General features: G+C 59.9%; 23 protein-coding genes. 13 read left to right on the top strand and 10 right to left on the bottom strand.

The window, feature by feature from the left end; all coding sequences use genetic code 11:
• Positions 1 to 58: 58 nt before the first annotated feature.
• Complete coding sequence (locus GA0061103_RS26490; RefSeq protein ID WP_092716426.1) at positions 59 to 481, top strand: NUDIX domain-containing protein; 423 nt, start codon at positions 59 to 61, stop codon at positions 479 to 481.
• A gap of 3 nt (positions 482 to 484) precedes the next feature.
• Here the strand turns inward: GA0061103_RS26490 and GA0061103_RS26485 are convergent, their stop codons facing one another.
• Genes GA0061103_RS26485 through GA0061103_RS26455 form a run of 7 tightly spaced genes read right to left on the bottom strand, consistent with a single transcriptional unit; the run spans position 485 to position 6178 of the window.
• Complete coding sequence (locus tag GA0061103_RS26485; protein WP_069612994.1) at positions 485 to 805, bottom strand: TfoX/Sxy family protein; 321 nt, start codon at positions 803 to 805, stop codon at positions 485 to 487.
• 3 nt (positions 806 to 808) lie between these two features.
• Complete coding sequence (locus tag GA0061103_RS26480) at positions 809 to 2443, bottom strand: NTP transferase domain-containing protein (RefSeq protein WP_092716424.1); 1635 nt, start codon at positions 2441 to 2443, stop codon at positions 809 to 811.
• On the bottom strand, positions 2440 to 3147 hold the full coding sequence (locus GA0061103_RS26475; protein ID WP_092716422.1) for an XdhC family protein: 708 nt from the start codon (positions 3145 to 3147) through the stop codon (positions 2440 to 2442). Before GA0061103_RS26475 ends, GA0061103_RS26480 begins: the two co-directional genes overlap by 4 nt.
• Positions 3147 to 3476, bottom strand: coding sequence for an XdhC family protein (locus GA0061103_RS26470; RefSeq protein ID WP_015340028.1), 330 nt, complete (start codon positions 3474 to 3476; stop codon positions 3147 to 3149). Before GA0061103_RS26470 ends, GA0061103_RS26475 begins: the two co-directional genes overlap by 1 nt.
• 7 nt (positions 3477 to 3483) lie before the next feature.
• Positions 3484 to 4731, bottom strand: a complete 1248-nt coding sequence (locus GA0061103_RS26465) for a vWA domain-containing protein (RefSeq protein WP_092716421.1) — start codon at positions 4729 to 4731, stop codon at positions 3484 to 3486.
• 3 nt (positions 4732 to 4734) lie between these two features.
• Entirely contained in the window at positions 4735 to 5664 is a 930-nt protein-coding gene (locus tag GA0061103_RS26460; protein WP_092716420.1) for an AAA family ATPase, read from the bottom strand.
• Between the two features lie 19 nt (positions 5665 to 5683).
• On the bottom strand, positions 5684 to 6178 hold the full coding sequence (locus GA0061103_RS26455) for a flavin reductase (RefSeq protein ID WP_092716529.1): 495 nt from the start codon (positions 6176 to 6178) through the stop codon (positions 5684 to 5686).
• A 167-nt stretch (positions 6179 to 6345) separates the two neighbouring features.
• Between GA0061103_RS26455 and GA0061103_RS26450 the strand changes: the two genes are divergently transcribed.
• From GA0061103_RS26450 to purB, 4 genes are all read left to right on the top strand, one after another.
• Complete coding sequence (locus GA0061103_RS26450) at positions 6346 to 7428, top strand: branched-chain amino acid ABC transporter substrate-binding protein (protein WP_092716418.1); 1083 nt, start codon at positions 6346 to 6348, stop codon at positions 7426 to 7428.
• An 81-nt stretch (positions 7429 to 7509) separates the two neighbouring features.
• A complete protein-coding gene (gene rpe / locus GA0061103_RS26445) occupies positions 7510 to 8196 on the top strand; it encodes a ribulose-phosphate 3-epimerase (protein ID WP_092716416.1) in 687 nt (228 codons plus the stop codon).
• A 16-nt stretch (positions 8197 to 8212) separates the two neighbouring features.
• On the top strand, positions 8213 to 8704 hold the full coding sequence (locus tag GA0061103_RS26440) for a hypothetical protein (RefSeq protein WP_167376655.1): 492 nt from the start codon (positions 8213 to 8215) through the stop codon (positions 8702 to 8704).
• A gap of 136 nt (positions 8705 to 8840) precedes the next feature.
• Positions 8841 to 10142, top strand: coding sequence for an adenylosuccinate lyase (gene purB, locus GA0061103_RS26435; protein ID WP_092716414.1), 1302 nt, complete (start codon positions 8841 to 8843; stop codon positions 10140 to 10142).
• Here the strand turns inward: purB and GA0061103_RS26430 are convergent.
• Positions 10123 to 10638 (bottom strand): low affinity iron permease family protein, encoded by a 516-nt coding sequence (locus GA0061103_RS26430; RefSeq protein ID WP_092716412.1) that lies wholly within the window; start codon positions 10636 to 10638, stop codon positions 10123 to 10125. The genes purB and GA0061103_RS26430 overlap by 20 nt on opposite strands.
• 86 nt (positions 10639 to 10724) lie before the next feature.
• On the bottom strand, positions 10725 to 11525 hold the full coding sequence (locus GA0061103_RS26425) for a DUF2189 domain-containing protein (RefSeq protein WP_092716526.1): 801 nt from the start codon (positions 11523 to 11525) through the stop codon (positions 10725 to 10727).
• Between the two features lie 168 nt (positions 11526 to 11693).
• Here GA0061103_RS26425 and GA0061103_RS26420 point away from each other — a divergent pair, with 168 nt between their 5' ends.
• The 6 genes from GA0061103_RS26420 to GA0061103_RS26395 all read left to right on the top strand — a co-directional run bounded on the left by GA0061103_RS26420 (position 11694) and on the right by GA0061103_RS26395 (position 15453).
• A complete protein-coding gene (locus GA0061103_RS26420; protein WP_092716524.1) occupies positions 11694 to 12248 on the top strand; it encodes an RBBP9/YdeN family alpha/beta hydrolase in 555 nt (184 codons plus the stop codon).
• A 266-nt stretch (positions 12249 to 12514) separates the two neighbouring features.
• Positions 12515 to 13279 (top strand): phosphoribosylaminoimidazolesuccinocarboxamide synthase, encoded by a 765-nt coding sequence (purC, locus tag GA0061103_RS26415; RefSeq protein ID WP_034504846.1) that lies wholly within the window; start codon positions 12515 to 12517, stop codon positions 13277 to 13279.
• 17 nt (positions 13280 to 13296) lie between these two features.
• A complete protein-coding gene (purS, locus tag GA0061103_RS26410) occupies positions 13297 to 13539 on the top strand; it encodes a phosphoribosylformylglycinamidine synthase subunit PurS (protein ID WP_069613006.1) in 243 nt (80 codons plus the stop codon).
• A gap of 103 nt (positions 13540 to 13642) precedes the next feature.
• Entirely contained in the window at positions 13643 to 14314 is a 672-nt protein-coding gene (purQ, locus tag GA0061103_RS26405) for a phosphoribosylformylglycinamidine synthase subunit PurQ (RefSeq protein ID WP_092716410.1), read from the top strand.
• A gap of 122 nt (positions 14315 to 14436) precedes the next feature.
• On the top strand, positions 14437 to 14844 hold the full coding sequence (locus GA0061103_RS26400) for a hypothetical protein (protein WP_092716408.1): 408 nt from the start codon (positions 14437 to 14439) through the stop codon (positions 14842 to 14844).
• Positions 14845 to 14919: 75 nt separating this feature from the next.
• A complete protein-coding gene (locus tag GA0061103_RS26395) occupies positions 14920 to 15453 on the top strand; it encodes an AAA family ATPase (RefSeq protein ID WP_092716406.1) in 534 nt (177 codons plus the stop codon).
• 41 nt (positions 15454 to 15494) lie between these two features.
• Here GA0061103_RS26395 and GA0061103_RS26390 read toward each other — a convergent pair whose 3' ends face one another.
• Positions 15495 to 15740 carry a DUF1127 domain-containing protein gene (locus GA0061103_RS26390; protein ID WP_092716404.1) on the bottom strand — a complete coding sequence of 82 codons (246 nt, stop codon included), beginning with the start codon at positions 15738 to 15740 and terminating at the stop codon, positions 15495 to 15497.
• A gap of 105 nt (positions 15741 to 15845) precedes the next feature.
• Here GA0061103_RS26390 and GA0061103_RS26385 point away from each other — a divergent pair, with 105 nt between their 5' ends.
• Both GA0061103_RS26385 and GA0061103_RS26380 read left to right on the top strand, forming a co-directional pair.
• Positions 15846 to 17264, top strand: a complete 1419-nt coding sequence (locus tag GA0061103_RS26385; RefSeq protein ID WP_092716402.1) for an aminotransferase-like domain-containing protein — start codon at positions 15846 to 15848, stop codon at positions 17262 to 17264.
• Between the two features lie 123 nt (positions 17265 to 17387).
• The gene (locus tag GA0061103_RS26380) at positions 17388 to 17996 is read left to right on the top strand and encodes an acyloxyacyl hydrolase (RefSeq protein WP_245304869.1); all 609 of its coding nucleotides are present in this window, start codon (positions 17388 to 17390) and stop codon (positions 17994 to 17996) included.
• The last annotated feature ends 53 nt before the right edge of the window (positions 17997 to 18049 follow it).

The raw sequence follows: 18049 nt of genomic DNA, 5'->3' as shown, positions 1-18049 counted from the left end.
CTCAGACACGCAGCAGATCGGCTTGCCGGATGTTGCGTCCAATCTCGGGATTTGAATATTGGGCAAGCCCGGCATCGATTTCCCAGGGCTAGGAACCGGTCTCGCAATCCTGCGGGACGGCAAGCTTTTGCTCTATCGGCGCCTCAAGGCACCGGAAGCCGGCTTCTGGAGCATCGTCGGCGGCAAGGTCGATCATATGGAGCCTGCCGCCAAGGCCGCTATCCGCGAAGCGGAAGAGGAAAGTGGCCTTTCCATCGGCAGGATCGACTATCTTTGCACGCAGGAAGTCATCATCGAGGCCGAGCGGCAGCACTGGATATCACTCATTTATATCTGTACGGATTTTTCCGGCGAACCGCGCCTGATGGAGCCGGACAAGCTCTCCGATTTCGGCTGGTTCAGCCGCGGCGAGCTGCCCGCTCAGCTTTCAGAGTTCGCCAAGGCAGCGATCGCCCATCTGAGCGAAGCGGATTTCCGCTGACGCCTATTTATCCGAGCGAAGCGCGGCCTCATAGGCAAGCCGCACCCAACGCGCCATTTCATCCGGATCGTCGAATGCGTCGTCGGGTATCGACCAGTAGGGCATGTTGACGGCCTTGCCTTTCTTGCCCTCGTAGGCCCAGCGTCGCGCGCCGGCGGCCTCGAATTGGGAGGCACTGGCATCATCGGCCTTCAGGAGAATTTCGTCATCTACCTCAAGCGCCAATATCCGCCCCATATGGTAGATTCCCTTGCCGCCGAACATCCGTTTGATGGTGATCGGCCCAAGCGACTGAAACATCTCCTCGATATCGATATTGTCCATTCCCTACCCCTTCAAAACGCCACCGGCCGCGACAACGGCCTCAGGCGTATCAACATCGAGATGTGCCGCCTCGCCGATCTCGACGTCAACGACCGGAAGCCCCGATGTCTCGATAATATGCCGCGCGCCCACATCGCCTTCCAGCCTCATCACCGCATTCAGCACAGATCGCGGCAGGATAACGGGATTGCCGCGCTTGCCCCCGGATACCGCCCGCACGATCGCCTGGCCGTTTGCCTCGCGAAAGGCGGTGACCAGCGCTATCAGATCGTCGCTAGTGACACCGGGCATATCGGCCAGCATGATGAGAACGCCATCAGCTCTCCGTGCTGCCCGCGTGCCGACACCTGCAACCAGCGAACTGGCCATGCCCGAGCCATAATCCGGATTGAATACCGCTTCGACGGCGAGACCACTTAATGCGGTTTCGATCTCATCGCGCCGATGCCCTGTGACGGCGACGATATCCGATACGCCGCTTGCAATGGCGATAGATGCCGAACGGCGCACCAGCGGCACGCCATCGAATTCCGCTAGAAGCTTGTGCGAGCCACCCTCGCCCATGCGGCTCGCCTTTCCCGCAGCCAGCAGAACAATGGCAACCGATATCTCTGACGGCGGCTTGTTGACGATGTCGCGCGGCCGCGGGCGTGATTGAATTTCCATGAGCAGCCCTCCAACGCCCATGCCGCTGATATCCTGCGGCGCCGGTCGTTCGCCGGCTAATATGCGATCCAGTACCCAGTCGAAGCCATTCTCCTTCGGGCTGCGCGCGCATCCCGGCGCCCCCACGATATAGACGGCGCCCACGCTGCCTAGCACCAGTAGATTGCCCGGATCGACGGGCATGCCGACCTGAATGACTTCACCGCCGACAAGCCGGATCGCCTCCGGAATGACGTCGCCTGCATCGATGACGGCCGACGCTCCGAAAACGATCACCAGCTTGGGCATCCGGTCGGGCGCCGCCAGCATACGACGGATCGCATCGGCAACGGCGCCCGCCTTATGGGCGACACGTTCTTCGCGCTGCAGCACGCTGCCCGAAGGCTGCAGCCGCTGCGACAATATTCGTGCAGTCTTGTCCATGACCGAGGCCTTCAGCGACGGCAGCTCCGTGGCAACAAGCGAAACGGCATGCTGCATGAAGGGCTTGACCTCGAAGACCGGCATCCGCCGCAGAATTTCGACACCTGCAGCGATTTTGGCTCCGGACACAGCGAGCGGAATGATCTTGAAGGTCGCCACCATGTCGCCTGCCCGCACAGGCACATGGTCTGCAAGGCAGGCAAGGGTGATCGCCGGATCGAGATTGTTGATCCGATCGACCGCTATGCGATTTGCAACGAACAGGCCATCGACGGCGCTATGGACATTCACCCGTCCTGTCGCCGCCTCTGAAAAAGTCAGATGATCGGGTGCGACGGCCCGCGCCAGCTGCTCGGCCGCCTCGTCTTCCATGAGGTCGCCCGGTTCAATGCGCGCGGCAATAATGTGCTCGATCCCGGCGGCGGCGAGCCGTTCGATGTCTCCGCCGACAAGTCGATGTCCCTTGGAAAAACCGCCATCGGCCAGCCGGACGGAATGCGCGAGAACAGCGCCTTCCGCCTCCGTCGTCAAAAATTCACCGAAGATCATAGCGCAGCGCCTTTTGGCGACGAGACATCCCGCCCGCGAAGCGAACCGATGATTTCAGCCAGAATGGCAACCGCGATCTCGGCCGGGCTTGCAGCACCGATGGGAAGCCCGATAGGCGCATGGATGCGGGCAAGCTCGGCTTCGCTCGCGCCTTCCCGCTTCAAGCGTTCCAGGCGACCGGCATGCGTCTTGCGACTGCCGAGCGCGCCAACGTAAAAACAGTTCGTCTTCAGGGCCTGAATGATCGGATCGTCATCGATTTTTGGATCGTGGGTCACGGCAACCAGCGCCATATAGCTATCGAGCGGCCGCTCTTTCAGCGCATCCACGGGCCAGTCGGCGATCAGGTCTATGCCTTCGAAGCGTTCCGGCGTGGCAAAGGCGGTGCGCGGATCGATGATCGTCACATCGAAGTCGGCAAGGGCCGCCATGCGCGCCAGAACCTGACTGATATGGACAGCGCCGATGATAATGATGCGCGGCGGAGGCAGATGCACGTTGAAGAACAGGCTTTGTCCGTCCACTTCAAGCGCTGCGGACTTGCCCGAACGAAACGCCGCTGAAGCAGCATCGGCGAGCGCGCCTTCCAGCGCATCGCCTTCGACGATGAGCCGATCCGGCCCTCCCGAAAGATCAGTGACGAGGATTGCGGCCTGCCGTCTGCGCCGCATCTCATTCAGCCGCGCCAGTATCTGCCGGTCCATCAGCCGAGCCTTTCAACATAGACGCGGATCCGGCCGCCGCAGGACAGGCCGACCCGCCACGCGGTCTCATCGGCAACACCGAATTCCAGCATGCGTGATTTGCCGGTCTCGATGACGTCTAGCGCCTCGGTGATGACGGCGCCTTCGACGCAACCACCGGAAACCGAACCATGAAAATTACCCTCGCCATCGATCACGAGATGACTACCTGAGGGCCGTGGTGCCGAACCCCAGGTATCGACAACGGTCGCCATGGCCACGTTGCGGCCCGCCGACACCCATTCCTCCGCGATCACGAGCGGATCCAGACTTTCGGATATATCTGACATCGGAGCCTCATTGCTTGCCGAGAAACCGCTTGGGATCATAGGAATCCGCGCGGCCGGCGGTGAGAGCCGATACGAGATCGGCTAGAGATAATAGATTGTGAACGGGACGGAATTCGTCAACATGCGGGAGCATCGCTTTTACACCGCGTGCCCGAGCCTCGAAACCCTCGAAGCGCAAGAGCGGGTTGAGCCAGATGAGCCGCCGACAGGAGCGATGCAGGCGATCCATCTCTGCGCTGAGCAATTCCACGCCTTCGCGCTCCAGCCCATCGGTGATCAAAAGCACGATCGCTCCCTGCCCCAGCACGCGGCGCGCCCATAATCTGTTGAACTCCTTCAGCGTTTCGCCAATCCTGGTTCCGCCCGACCAGTCGCGCACCGCGGCGGCGCATTCGTCCAGCGCCTGATCGGGGTCCTTGTGGCGCATTGCCCGCGTCACGTTAGTCAGGCGGGTCCCGAACAGAAACGTATGCACGCGTCGACGCCGTTCGGTCAGCACGTGCAGAAAATGCAGAAAGATGCGCGTGTATTGGCTCATCGAGCCGGAGATATCGGCAAGCACGACCAGCGGCGGCTGGATTTCCCTCGGCCGTCGGAAACGCGGCAGGATCAGCGCGCCTCCGGTGCGCAGGGCCGAGCGCATCGTCGCCCTCGGATCGACTTTCCCCGGTGTCAGGGATGCCGCGAAGCGGCGCGTGCGTACCCGATCCAGCGGCAATTGCAGCTTCTCAAGCTCCTTTTTTGCGCCCGCAATCTCGGCTGCCGACATCTGCGCGAAATCCAGACGACGCAGGACTTCGCTGCCTGAGCTGGTAAAGCGCGCATCGATCTCGATATCGGGCGTTTCGCGCTGCGGCTGCCGGTCGCCGCGGCTATTCAGCAAGGCATCGCTTGCCCTGGTCTCGCCCGGCTTCGGCTTTTCCTTCTCGCGATAATCGGGCGCGACCGGGGACATCATGGCGATCATCTTGGCAACGAGATCGCGAGAGCGCCAGAACAGCCGGAACGCCTCATCAAACACGGCGAGATCCTCATGTCGCTTGACGAAGATGGAACAGAGAGCAGCGTGAAATTCTTCGCGCGAGCCGATGCCGATCGCCTCAACCGCCTCGATGGCATCGGCAATGGCGCCAGGTCCGATCTTCAGCCCGGCCTTGCGCAACGTTCGGCCGAACAGCACGATATTATCTGCCAGGCGCCCGTCACCGGTCGGTGACGGCGCAATAATGACCCCATCTTGCCCACCCGGTTCCATGGCTTAACCTGCCGCGAGCAGCTCCAATTTCACTTCATCAAGGACGCGCCTGCCCTCAGCACCCTGGATGCGAGCGATATCATCCTGGTATTTCAACAATGTGCCCAAAGTATCCGAAACTGTATCGGGATCCAGCGCCAGCCGGTCGAGTTCGGTCAAGGCTGTTGCCCAATCGATCGTCTCGGCAACGCCGGGGTTCTTGAAGAGATCGAGCGTGCGCAGCTTCTGCACATAGGCGACGATCTGGCGCGATAGCGCTTCATTGCAGCCAGGCACCTTGCGGCGGATGATGTCAAGCTCCTGCTCGGCCCCAGGATAATCGACCCAATGATAGAGACAGCGCCGTTTCAAGGCGTCATGCACTTCACGCGTCCGGTTGGTGGTGATGATGACGATTGGCGGCTCGGCGGCCCGGATGGTCCCGAGCTCCGGCACCGTCACCTGGAAATCGGACAGCACCTCCAACAAAAATGCCTCGAACGCCTCGTCGGTACGATCAAGCTCATCGATCAGAAAGACCGGCGCCCGACCGCCAACGGCAGACAGCGCCTGCAATACCGGCCGGCGGATCAGATAGCGCTCGGAAAAGATATCCGCTTCGATACGGTCGCGGTCGGTAAGGCCCGATGCTTCTGCGAGGCGGATTTCCAGCATCTGTGCCGGATAGTTCCATTCATAGACGGCCGAGGAGACATCCAGCCCCTCATAGCATTGCAGCCGGATGAGCGGCCGGTCGAGCACCTTCGAGAGCACCTTGGCGATCTCCGTCTTGCCGACACCGGCCTCGCCCTCCAGAAAGAGCGGCCGCTTCATCTTCAATGCGAGAAACAGGACAGTGCCGAGCGCGCGTCCGGCCAGATAGTCATGAGCGCCGAGCAACGCCATCGTCTCGTCGATCGACCCTGGCAAAGAAGGTAATGTTTGATCCGCCATGATAACTCCCTTGCAGGGGTTATAGCGCGTGATAGCCCCGGTTCATATAGAGCAATGCCGGCTTCGGTTCGCTGTAGCGTATGGCCATCACTTCGCCGAAGATGATGTTGTGTGTGGAGGCCTGCTTGATCTCGAGCACGCGGCAATCGAAGGCGGCAAGGGCATCGCTCAGCACAGGTGCGCCTGTCACCAGCGTCTCGAACTTCCCGGCTGCGAAACGCTCGTCGACGGTCAGTTGCGTCTTGCCGGAAAAGGCGTCGGCGAGGGCTTGATGATCCGCGCCCAGCGTATTCAGGGCGAAGATGCCGCTTTTGAAGAAGATCTCGTTCTTCTCATTGCTGTTGTTGAGGCAGATCAGAACCGTTGCAGGACTATCCGACACCGAGCAGGCGGCTGTAATCGTCACGCCGCGCCGCTCCGCGCCGAACGCCGTCGTCACCAGCTGCACATGGCCGGCATAGCGGCTCATGGCATCACGATAAAGCGCAGGATCCATACGCTGCCTGTCTAGCACCACCGTCTCCTTTGTCATGTCGTGCTCACTTCTCATTAATATGACGGTCAGGTGTTAGCTTTTCTACAATAGCATTATTGAAAACAGAGCGATTTTGCTGCTTTTTCTTTGACGATCCCCTTCAGGTGGATAAATAGGGCAGGAAAATTGTCCGGGATACTCTATCGATGAACGTTCTGCGCCGCCTTCCGCTCCTGTTTGCGCTGCTTTCGGCGGCCGGCAGCAGCTATGCCGCAGGAATTCATATCGGCGTGGTAGCACCACAGGACGGCAATTTCGCTGCGCTCGGAGCACAAATCATCGCTGGCGCCAGTTTCGACATACAAGGACATCAGAACACGGCGACAATCGTCAACGAACCCTGCACAGAAGATGGCGGCCGGACCGCCGCCGAAGCGCTCATTGCGGCAAAAGTGCAGATCGCGATCGGCTTTCTCTGCACGGAAACGCTGGAAGGCGCCTTACCCCGCCTCAAGGATGCCGGCATCCCGGCCATTACCGTCTCCGTGCGCTCCCGCATCCTGATGGAAGATGCACTGAAAAACGGCTGGCCACTCTTTCGCCTTGCGCCAGTGGATGGCGCGGAAGCCGCCATGGCCATCAGCACGATCCTGAAAAATTGGGCAGCCGAGCCGATGGCCCTGATAGACGATGGCACGATCCACGGCCGCGAACTGGTTGGGGCGATCCGCAACGCTCTTGAGGAAAAAGGGCTGAAGCCTGTCTTCACGGATACTTATCGTCCGGGTCAAGACCAGCAGATTGCCCTTGTCCGCCGCCTCAAGAAGGCCGGTGCCACACGCGTTTTCATCGGTGGTGATCGTAGCGATGTCGCAGTGATCGCACGCGACGCCAAAAGCGAGAATATTGCGCTAACCATCATGGGCGGCGATGCCATGCGCGCCGCCGACCAGCCGGTGCCTCTTCTGGAGGGTGTGCAGGCGATCACATTGCCAGATTATGCCAATCTGCTGGTAGCGCAGCCATATGTACAAAACTTGCGCGCCGCCGGTATAGAACCGGATGGATATGTCCTGCCAGCTGCTGCCGCCTCTCAGATCGCCAATCAGGCTGGGGAAGACGCAAAAAAGGCGGGAAACAAGCCCATAGCCGACGAGCTTGTCGGTACGTCTTTCCTAACCGCAATCAATGTGTTCACCTTCGGCCCGAACCATGAATTGACCGAGAATCCCTATTGGCTGCAGGAATGGCGCGGCAGCGCCTTCATGCCGCTGAAGCCATCGAATTGAGACGATCCGTTCGGGCGGTTGTTTGCCTACCGTAGCGGTGGTAACTCAGGCGCGAAAAAATCAGTTGGAGCTCAGCTATCTATGACCTTGCCGATCCGCATTGCCCCTTCCATCCTCGCAGCTGACTTCGCCAAGCTCGGGCAGGAAGTCAAGGATGTGACCGAAGCCGGAGCCGATTGGATCCACCTCGACGTTATGGATGGCCATTTCGTGCCGAACATCTCCTTCGGCGCCGATGTCATCAAGGCGCTGCGCCCTTACACCACTGCCACCTTCGACTGCCACCTGATGATCTCGCCGGCCGATCCCTATCTCGAAGCCTTCGCCAAGGCCGGCTGCGACCGCATCACGGTTCACGCCGAAGCCGGCGTGCATCTGCATCGCTCGCTTCAGACAATCCGCCATCTCGGCAAGAAGGTCGGCGTCACCCTCAACCCGGCAACGCCGCTTTCCGTGCTGGAAAACGTGCTCGACGATATCGACCTGATCCTGATCATGTCGGTCAATCCGGGCTTCGGCGGCCAGAAGTTCATTCCAGCTATGGCCGACAAGATCCGCAACGCCAAGTCCCTGATCGGTGACCGCCCGATCGAACTGGAAGTCGACGGCGGCGTCTCCGTTGAAACGGCCCCTCTGATCACCGCGTCCGGCGCCAACGTCCTCGTTGCTGGTTCGGCGATCTTCAAGGGCGAATCGGTCGAAGCCTACCGGCAAACGATCGGTGATCTCCGGGCGGCCGCCGAACGAGGCCGCGTTGGATCAAACTAATCCGACCAATGCCTTCATCGCGACGGGCCGGACACGGACCGTCGCCTCGCATTGCCTGGAAGTTCTGGGCGGTGCGCTCTGCTGGGGCGCGACCATGGCCGCCTCTGCGATCATGGCGCTCTATCTGCGCAACGGGCTGCTGACCAGCCACATCACCACCCTCACCCTCGTCTATTTCTTTGGCGGCGCCCTCTCCTGGCCCATCCTTGTGCCGCTGACCCGGCGTTTTGCCCGCCGGCGACCGACCAGCGTGCGTTTTGCCGCCTTCTTTCTGGCTCTCTCCATCGGCACCGCGGCGATGACAGCCTTCCTCTTCGCCATGGACTATCGCTGGTTCTATTCGCGCTGGCATGCGCCGTTCGGTTCACTTATCTGGACGTTCCAGTTCCTGTTCACCGGCGCCAGTGCCGTCTACCAGTTCGCCGTCCTCGGCCTCTCCCTGTTTCTGCCATTCGGCCTGCTATGCCTGACCGTCGTTTCGGCCTATCTTGCGCGACGGGCGCATTGAAGCCCCGCGGAAGATCGGTACGACAAACCTTGTGCCCGCTAAACATTGTGCCCATGAAACATTGTGATTACCGCCCGTCTTTGTTATGGGGGCGCCAAGTTCTCCTTGTCCCGTTAGCCAAGAAAGCTTTGAGCCTATGATCCCGCGCTACTCCCGACCGGAAATGGTCGCCATCTGGTCTCCCGAAACCAAGTTCCGTATCTGGTTCGAGATCGAGGCCCATGCCTGTGACGCGCTGGCGGCACTCGGCGTCATTCCGAAGTCTGCAGCAGATACCATCTGGGAAAAGGGCGGCAAGGCCACGTTCGACGTTGCTCGCATCGATGAGATCGAAGCGGTCACCAAGCACGACGTCATCGCCTTCCTGACGCATCTGGCCGAAATCGTCGGGCCGGATGCCCGTTTCGTCCACCAGGGCATGACCTCCTCGGACGTTCTCGATACCTGCTTCAACGTCCAGCTCGTGCGCGCCAGCGACCTGCTCATCGCCGATATCGACAAGCTGCTGGAAGCCCTGAAGCGCCGTGCCTTCGAGCACAAGGACACCGTCACGATAGGCCGCTCACATGGCATCCATGCCGAGCCCACCACCTTCGGCGTCAAGCTGGCGCTCGCCTATGCCGAATTCGAGCGCTGCAAGCAGCGCCTGATCGCCGCCCGTGAGGAAGTCGCAACCTGCGCCATCTCGGGCGCCGTCGGCACCTTCGCCAATATCGATCCGCGCGTCGAGGAACATGTCGCGGCCGCCCTCGGCCTGAAGCCGGAGCCTGTCTCCACGCAGGTCATCCCGCGCGACCGTCATGCGATGTTTTTCGCCACGCTTGGCGTCGTCGCCTCGTCGATCGAGCGTCTCGCCACCGAAATCCGCCATCTGCAGCGCACCGAAGTCCTGGAAGCGGAGGAATATTTCTCTCCGGGCCAGAAGGGCTCTTCCGCCATGCCGCACAAGCGCAATCCGGTGTTGACGGAAAACCTGACGGGCCTCGCCCGCATGGTCCGCTCCTACTCGATCCCGGCGATGGAGAATGTCGCTCTCTGGCATGAGCGCGATATCTCGCACTCGTCCGTTGAGCGCATGATCGGTCCCGATGCGACCGTCACGCTCGATTTCGCGCTCGCCCGCATCACCAGCGTCATCGACAAACTGCTCGTCTATCCGGACAATATGATGAAGAATCTGAACAAGTTCCGCGGACTTGTTCATTCGCAGCGAGTGCTGCTGGCGCTGACCCAGGCCGGCGTTTCCCGCGAGGATTCCTATCGCCTGGTCCAGCGCAACGCCATGAAGGTCTGGGAGGAAGGCAAGGACTTCCTCGAGGAACTGCTGGCCGATCAAGAAGTGCGCGCCGCCCTTTCGGAAGCAGATATCCGCGAAAAGTTCGACCTCGGCTATCATACCAAGCATGTCGACACGATCTTCAAGCGGGTTTTCGGCTAGAATTTCCCGCTTTCGATTGCGCTTTTCCTGAGGCGGTGCGGCTGACGCGCCGCCTCTTTCTTTTGTTGGCGGATTTGGCCGCGATAGCGCGATCATGCTCGATGCTCTCGCCAGCCTTGCCCTGATGTTGTTCATGATGGCGCTTTGCCGCCTTCTCAACTAGCCGGTCGAGGTGCTTCAGATCCTCTTCATCGAGATTCTCGATCCCGACAAAGCGGTTCTCAGCCGCACTCGTCAGGATGAGTTCGTTGAGCTTGGCCTGGATGGCCCGCGTATCGCGCGTCTGCGCATTCTGGAGCAGGAAAACCATCAGGAAGGTGACGATCGTTGTGCTGGTGTTGATGACCAGCTGCCATGTGTCCGAGTAACCGAAGATCGGCCCGGTAGAGCCCCAGAGAGCGACGGAGAACAGGGCAAGCACGAAGATGGCCGGCTTGCCGGTCCATTCCGAAACAACAACTGCGAAACGGGTGAAAATATGCGTAAGCCGCGCCATGATCCGCATCTCCTGATGATGCGGATCAACGTAAGAAACCGTGCCGCGGTTCCAATGATGACGGCTTCCGCATATGCCGGCTTCTTCTAGCCTTCGGTCACAATCAGCTTGCGATAAAGATGCCAGGATGCGTGACCGAGAATAGGCATGACGACCGCCAGCCCGGCAAAGATCGGGATTGTCCCGATGACGAGCAGCACCGCCACGATCAGGCCCCAGACCGCGATCGGCACCGGATTGGTCAGCGTCGCCCGGATGCTCGCATCGATCGCGGCGACCACACCGACGTCACGATCCAGCAGCAGCTGGAACGTAACGACCGTTGTCACCAGCGCGACGAGAGCGAAGAGGAAGCCGATCAGGTCGCCCCAAAGCATCATCGCCATGCCCTCGCGCGTCGTCAGCACGCTCGACGCGAAGGATGAAAGCGTCGGAGGGACACCATCGCCGAAGTAGGTGAAGTAGATGCTCTGTGCCACGAAGAGCCAGACGATGAACAGGCCGAACAGCATCAGGCCGGCGACGATGATCGACGGCAAGGCCGGCGAGAAACGGACGTCGAACGCATGGCTCCATGACGTATCCAGTCCCTTTTCCCGTCTCCGGCTGATCTCGTAGAGACCGATTGCGGCCAGCGGCCCGAGCAGAGCGAAGCCGGACATCAGCGGAAACAGCAATGGCAGCAAATTCTGGTCGGTGCTCCAGATCGCCAGCGCGATGCCGGCAATCGGATACATCAGGCACAGAAAGACATAATGCGATGGCTTTTCGCTGAAATCGTCCAGCCCCATCTTCAGGGCATCGACGAGATCGGCGATACCGATCTTTCGGATGGCGGGACGCGTAAAAGTGTGGTCCGCTCCGGCCATGACGTGAAAGGTCGTCATAATGCTCTCCTCCTCAACCGTGGTGCTCGGCTGGCGGTGCAGAATGGCGGCAAGATGGTTGCCGACATCGTCATTCGCTACCGGCAACGGCAATCCTAGCAAATTTTGCCACAATTGTCGCCTTTTTCCCTTGACAGTTGGGCTCCCCTTTTCCACATCGGCGAAATCATGAAAGCCTCCGACGCAAACATCCTCATCATCCCCGGCTATACGAATTCCGGCCCCGACCACTGGCAGACGCGCTGGGAGCAGAAGCTCTCGACCGCACGGCGCGTGGAACAGGCGGAATGGTCGAAGCCCGTGCGCGACGATTGGGTGGCCCGCATTGCCGAGGAGGTGAATGCCTCGGACAAGCCCGTCGTGCTGGTCGCGCATTCGCTCGGCGTTCCCTCGGTGATCCATGCGATCCCGCATTTCCGCAACAAGGTCGCAGGCGCCTTCCTCGTCGCGCCTCCGGATGTCGCCAATCCCGGCATCCGGCCAAAGCATCTGATGACCTTCGGTCCCTATCCGCGCGATCCGCTGCCGTTCCCGTCGATCACCATTGCCAGCCGCAACGATCCCTTCGGCACCTATGAACATGCGGACGATATTGCCAACAGCTGGGGCTCGCTGCTGATCGATGCCGGCGAATCCGGCCATATCAATACCGAATCCGGCCACGGACCGTGGCCGGAGGGCACCATGGTCTTTTCGAAGTTTCTCAGCCAGCTGAAGCCGTAGTATTATGGATGAGTGACGATGGATAGAGGCATGCCTCGCCCCATTAGCCTGTGAAGTACCGGGCACCTTCATTCCATCGTCAGAGAAAAGCCTGTAAAACAGGCCATGACTGGACCCCGAATCTCGCATTGGCGCCCCGCCAAGGCCGGAATTCCGAGGAAGGAGGCGCAGGCGGATTGTGAATTCGCTTCTTATCCGTTATGGGGACGCCCACATACGATCCACTTGCGCTGTCCCATGAGCGCCAAAGACAGAGAACAATACCAATGAACCGTCGCCGCCGTATTTACGAGGGCAAGGCCAAGATCCTTTACGAGGGGCCTGAGCCGGGCACGCTGATCCAGTTCTTCAAGGACGACGCCACCGCCTTCAACAAGAAGAAGCACGAAGTCATCGATGGCAAGGGCGTTCTGAACAATCGCATCTGCGAATATATCTTCAGCCATCTGAACAAGATCGGCATTCCCACCCATTTCATCCGTCGCCTCAACATGCGCGAGCAGTTGATCAAGGAAGTGGAGATGATTCCGCTCGAGATCGTCGTGCGCAATGTTGCTGCCGGCTCGCTCTCCAAGCGCCTCGGTATCGAGGAAGGCGTGGTGCTACCGCGCTCGATCATCGAATTCTATTACAAGTCGGATGCGCTCGAAGACCCGATGGTCTCCGAGGAGCATATCACGGCCTTCGGCTGGGCAAATCCGGCCGAGCTCGATGACATCATGGCGCTTGCCATCCGCGTCAACGATTTCATGACCGGCCTCTTCCTCGGCGTCGGCATCCAGCTCGTCGATTTCAAGATCGAATGCGGCCGCCTGTTCGAAGGCGACATGATGCGCATCATCCTCGCCGACGAAATCTCGCCGGACAGCTGCCGTCTCTGGGATATCGAAACCCGGGAAAAGATGGACAAGGACCGCTTCCGTCGCGACATGGGCGGCCTGCTGGAAGCTTATTCGGAAGTGGCTCGCCGTCTCGGCATCATCAATGAAAACGAACCCGTGCGCGGCACGGGACCGGTTCTCGTCAAGTAAGTTCAGGAAGGACAATCGTGATCAAGGCTCGTGTAACCGTCACGCTGAAGAACGGCGTTCTCGATCCGCAGGGCAAGGCAATCGAAGGCGCGCTCGGCGCACTCGGCTTTGACGGCGTCCATCAGGTCCGCCAGGGCAAGGTCTTCGATCTCGAGCTGGAAGGCACCGACAAGAACAAGGCCGAAGCCGATCTCAAGGCCATGTGCGAAAAGCTTCTCGCCAATACGGTCATCGAGAACTTCAGCATTTCGATCGACTGATTGTCCTCTTTCGCGAGCCATTCTTCCTTTGTCTGAGGCAATGGAGTATGGCTCACGAAGCACTTCCAGCGATTATCCCTTTGCCTATTGCGGGAACAGCATCATGAAATCAGCAGTCGTCCAACTCCCCGGCCTCAACCGTGATCGCGACATGATCGCAGCGCTGACCAAGATTTCCGGTCAGGCGCCGGTGACAGTCTGGCAGACGGAAACCGAGATTCCGGATGTCGACCTGATCGTCATTCCCGGCGGCTTCTCCTACGGCGATTACCTACGCTGCGGCGCGATTGCCGCCCGCATGCCGATCATGCAGGCAATCAAGGACAAGGCCGACAAGGGCGTCAAGGTTTTGGGCGTCTGCAACGGTTTCCAGATCCTGCTCGAAGCCGGCATGCTGCCGGGCGCCCTGATGCGCAATGCCTCGCTGAAATTCGTCTGCCGCGAAGTGAAGCTGGAAATCGTCAATGCGGAGACGGATTTCACCGCCGCCTATGCCAAGGGCCAGATCATCCGCAGCCCGGTCGCGCATCATGATGGCAACTATTTCGCCGATGCCGAAACGCTGAAGGCGATTGAAGACAACGGCCAGGTGGTCTTCCGCTATGCCGAAGGCACCAACCCGAACGGCTCGGTCAACGACATCGCCGGCGTCATGAACGCCAAGGGTAACGTGCTCGGCATGATGCCGCATCCGGAAAATCTGATCGAGGCAGCCCATGGCGGCAGCGATGGCCGTGGCCTCTTCGCTTCCGCGCTCGGCGTCGTTGCAGCCTGATAACGGCCAACCCACTATCGGAACCATAAAATCGGCGTCGTTGTATAGAACAGCAGGGCGCCGGAAAGCGACCCGGCAAACTTTGGCAGATCAGCCCTAATCGCCTCATTGGAAAGAAATTGATGCGCCCTCGCCTCCCGACAGGACTTTATTCCGCCGCTGCCATCGCGATGCTTGGGCTGTTGGTTACCTCGTGCGGCCCGCGTCCGCCGAGCATCACCGCGACCGATCACAGCGCCCTGTCGACGATGGAGCGTATCATGCTCAGCGCCAGTGCGTGCTGGTTCAAGTCTTCGGATCCGGCTTTCGCGAGTTATCAGCTCGCTCCGGAACTCAACTCCTTTACCGGTCGCCCGCGCATCCTCGTGGTCGACAAGAAACATCCGACCGGACGGCCGTCACTCGTCGTGCAAGCGGAGGGCAATCCCGCGCAGCTGCAGGCCTTCGGTCCGATGATGTCAGGCGCTTCCGGCGGCCGCATCACGGGCGACGTCAATCGCTGGGCTGGCGGCTCCAAGGCTTGCAGCTAGGTCGATGGCCTGAGGCTTTCCAAGGAGGCCTCACAGCCAGCGCATGACGTGCCGTCCTAATCAGGGATCATTGTCATGGACAGATTTATCATTCTTTCGGGCTGCTCCGGCGGCGGCAAATCGACGTTGCTTGAGGCACTCAAGCGCCGTGGTCACCACGTCGTCGAAGAACCGGGCCGCCGCATCGTCATCGAGGAATTGCAAGGCGACGGATCGGCCCTGCCATGGGTCGACGCACCGGCATTTGCCCGCCAGGCGATCGCCACCTCGCTGGCCGACCGCGAGACGGCTGCAAAATTATCCGGCTTGATCTTTTTCGACAGAGGGCTGATCGATGCCGCGTCGGCGCTGGAACATCTGACGGGCGAACCCGTTCTGGCTTCGCTCGGCCGATTGCACCGCTACAACACACATGTCTTCCTGACGCCGCCATGGCCGGAAATCTATGTCGGCGATCGCGAGCGGAGACACGATTTTGCAGCGGCGGTTGCGGAGTATGACCGGCTGACCGCCACCTATCCCAGGCTCGGCTATGAAGTCCATATCCTGCCGAAAATCGACGTCGAGGAACGCGCCGATTTCGTTCATTCCGTTCTGGGTCTCAATTAGGCGCCAGACAGGTTGATGCCGAGATTGGCTCGCGCTGACACTCAATCCCAAAAGAATGACTTACTGACTTCCTTTGCCGCCTCGCGGCGCGTCAGGCCGATGTCGTGTAACTGATCATCAGTCAGATCCCTTAGAATACGCCGTCCCTCGCGCTTCTCCAGCCAATCCCGATAGGACGTCCAGAGCCGGCGCAATATATGCGGCCTTGGCTGGGCCGCTCTAATTCCCACGTCCGCCGCGCAGGCATCTCCTGCCACGGCCGAGTGGATTGTAGCTATTGTACTCATCTTCATTTCCATATGATGGTGACAATTGTGATGTATCGAGCCAAACGATACAAATTGACTCATATGCTTGACTCCACAACGGAGACAATCTAGGAAATTGTCATTATGACAAATTGGCTTCCTGACATTTCAAGCGGAACCGGCCCGGTCTATATCCGCGTCGCCGACGCCATCGAACATGCCATTACCCATGGCGTATTGCCGCCCGGCACCAAGCTGCCGCCACAGCGCAATCTTGCTTATGATATCGGCGTCACCATCGGCACGGTCAGCCGGGCCTATGCCCTCGTGCACGAACGCGGTCTGGTCGCCGGCGAAGTCGGCCGCGGCACCTATGTTCTGGAACGTTCGAATGGCAAGCAGATCGAACTCGTGGATCCGATCACGCAGGCGCTTGCCGGCACCCGCGGCCTGAATACGCCGGATGCCAAGATCCGCTTCGATACGACCGCCGCTCCCGATATCGGCCAGGGTGTGATCATCGGCAAGCTCTTTGCCGACATCAGCAGTGAGCACCAGACAGAAATCTCCTCCTATTCAAGGAACTTCCCGGCGAGCTGGTTCGAGGCAGGACAGATCTGGCTTGCCCGTAACGGCTGGCAGCCGGCAATCGAGACAATCGTGCCGACGCTCGGCGCCCATGCCGGCACAATTGCGGTCATTTCGGCCGTTACCTCACCGGGCGACAAGATCGTCTTCGAAAACCTCACCTATACGCAGATCAGCCGCGCTGCACGCCTGCTCGGACGCCGTACGATCCTGGTGGATTCGGACGAGCACGGCATGATCCCCGAGGATTTCGAGCGCCTATGCCAGCAGCAGCATCCGCGTCTCGCCTTCCTGATGCCGACAGCCCATAATCCCACACTGGTGACAATGCCCGAGGCAAGACGCCGGGCGATTGCCGCCATTGCACGCCGGCACAGCGTCTGGCTGATCGAGGACGATCTCTATGGCGGCATGACCGGCGACCAGAATCCGCTTATGGCCACCATTGCGCCGGAACGGACCTTCGTGGTCAGCAGTCTCTCGAAATCGGTGACGGCTGGCGTGCGCGGCGGCTGGGTCGCCTGCCCGCCACATTTCGCTCAGCGCATCAAGGTCACCCATAAGATGACGACGGGCGGCCTGCCCTTCATCCTGGCCGAAACCTGCGCCAGGCTCGTCCTGGGCGGTCACGCATTGGAGTTGCGTCGCAAAGCGGTCGAAGAAATCAAGGCACGCGAGCAGCTGGCGCGCGAGGCATTGGCGGGCTTTGAGTTCAATTCGCATCCGCATCTGCCGTTCCTGTGGCTGAAGCTGCCCGAACCCTGGTTATCAGGCACATTCAAGAATGCCGCCCTGACCGAGGGGGTATTGATCGATGACGAAGACGAGTTCAAGGCAGCTCGAATCGAACGTGTTTTCCACAGGGTCCGAGTCGCTTTCTCGTCGCCTCCACAGCGGGAAGATGTTGCGGCCGGCTTCATGACATTACGCAGGTTGCTGGAAAACGGCTCATCGGGATACGATAGTCACATTTAAGCAAGCCTTATCAATTTATCGACAGACATCTTACACAATTGCGATTTCGCCATCTCGACACTTAGCACGCTACCATTCTATCAATAAAAAATGAGGATTCGCCCGCCACACCAGGGGGAGTGCATGGCTATTGCAGGCTTTTTCAGCAAGCGTTTAGTTTCGAGTTTTCTGGCAGTCAGTTCGGTATTTGTTGCAGGTCAATCGGCCGCAACCGCTGCAGATACGGTGACGGCTGCTCCTGCCGCCCCAGTCAAGATCTTCGACGAACTCCGTTTCGGCGCGAGCGGCTCCATTCAGAGCGGATATGATCACGAGAACGGCGTTTTTCCGGATGTCCAGGTGCTCTTCAATCCGTTCGGCTACAATCCGACCGCCGACTGGAAGGATCAGCTGACCCATCCTCGCATCCATGTCGGAACTTCGATCGGTACCGCCGGTTCGGCGACCCAGGTTTACGGCGGCCTCTCCTGGACGCTCACCCACAGCAACGGCATCTTCACGGAAGTTGGCTTCGGCGGCACGGTCCATACCGGCAACCTTGACAATTGGCAGGACCATGGCCCGATGCTGGGCTGTCGCCTGCTCTTCCACGAATATGCCGGCCTCGGCTACAATTTCGACAGCCACTGGAACATGATGGCGCAGATCGCGCATTCCTCGCACGCCAATCTTTGTGACGGCCCCAATGGCGGCATGACGCGCGTCGGCCTCATGGTCGGCTACAAGTTCTGATCTCGCGCAGCGGTCAGCGATGGCCGCGCGCTCGATTTCCCCGGCATCAATGC

Source organism: Martinezella multihospitum, from assembly GCF_900094585.1.
In the GTDB taxonomy this organism is placed as follows: domain Bacteria; phylum Pseudomonadota; class Alphaproteobacteria; order Rhizobiales; family Rhizobiaceae; genus Rhizobium; species Rhizobium multihospitium.
This window is presented reverse-complemented; position numbering and strand designations above follow the sequence as displayed.

Coding starts and splice junctions, on each gene's coding strand:
- GA0061103_RS26450 (WP_092716418.1), top strand. CDS start 6,346: ATGAACGTTCTGCGCCGCCTTCCGCTCCTGTTTGCGCTGCTTTCGGCG.
- GA0061103_RS26420 (WP_092716524.1), top strand. CDS start 11,694: ATGAAAGCCTCCGACGCAAACATCCTCATCATCCCCGGCTATACGAAT.
- purC (WP_034504846.1), top strand. CDS start 12,515: ATGAACCGTCGCCGCCGTATTTACGAGGGCAAGGCCAAGATCCTTTAC.
- GA0061103_RS26480 (WP_092716424.1), bottom strand. CDS start 2,443: ATGATCTTCGGTGAATTTTTGACGACGGAGGCGGAAGGCGCTGTTCTC.
- rpe (WP_092716416.1), top strand. CDS start 7,510: ATGACCTTGCCGATCCGCATTGCCCCTTCCATCCTCGCAGCTGACTTC.
- GA0061103_RS26380 (WP_245304869.1), top strand. CDS start 17,388: ATGGCTATTGCAGGCTTTTTCAGCAAGCGTTTAGTTTCGAGTTTTCTG.
- GA0061103_RS26425 (WP_092716526.1), bottom strand. CDS start 11,525: ATGACGACCTTTCACGTCATGGCCGGAGCGGACCACACTTTTACGCGT.
- GA0061103_RS26395 (WP_092716406.1), top strand. CDS start 14,920: ATGGACAGATTTATCATTCTTTCGGGCTGCTCCGGCGGCGGCAAATCG.
- GA0061103_RS26465 (WP_092716421.1), bottom strand. CDS start 4,731: ATGGAACCGGGTGGGCAAGATGGGGTCATTATTGCGCCGTCACCGACC.
- GA0061103_RS26400 (WP_092716408.1), top strand. CDS start 14,437: ATGCGCCCTCGCCTCCCGACAGGACTTTATTCCGCCGCTGCCATCGCG.
- GA0061103_RS26470 (WP_015340028.1), bottom strand. CDS start 3,476: ATGTCAGATATATCCGAAAGTCTGGATCCGCTCGTGATCGCGGAGGAA.
- purQ (WP_092716410.1), top strand. CDS start 13,643: ATGAAATCAGCAGTCGTCCAACTCCCCGGCCTCAACCGTGATCGCGAC.
- GA0061103_RS26460 (WP_092716420.1), bottom strand. CDS start 5,664: ATGGCGGATCAAACATTACCTTCTTTGCCAGGGTCGATCGACGAGACG.
- GA0061103_RS26390 (WP_092716404.1), bottom strand. CDS start 15,740: ATGAGTACAATAGCTACAATCCACTCGGCCGTGGCAGGAGATGCCTGC.
- GA0061103_RS26385 (WP_092716402.1), top strand. CDS start 15,846: ATGACAAATTGGCTTCCTGACATTTCAAGCGGAACCGGCCCGGTCTAT.
- GA0061103_RS26430 (WP_092716412.1), bottom strand. CDS start 10,638: ATGGCGCGGCTTACGCATATTTTCACCCGTTTCGCAGTTGTTGTTTCG.
- purB (WP_092716414.1), top strand. CDS start 8,841: ATGATCCCGCGCTACTCCCGACCGGAAATGGTCGCCATCTGGTCTCCC.
- GA0061103_RS26485 (WP_069612994.1), bottom strand. CDS start 805: ATGGACAATATCGATATCGAGGAGATGTTTCAGTCGCTTGGGCCGATC.
- GA0061103_RS26475 (WP_092716422.1), bottom strand. CDS start 3,147: ATGGACCGGCAGATACTGGCGCGGCTGAATGAGATGCGGCGCAGACGG.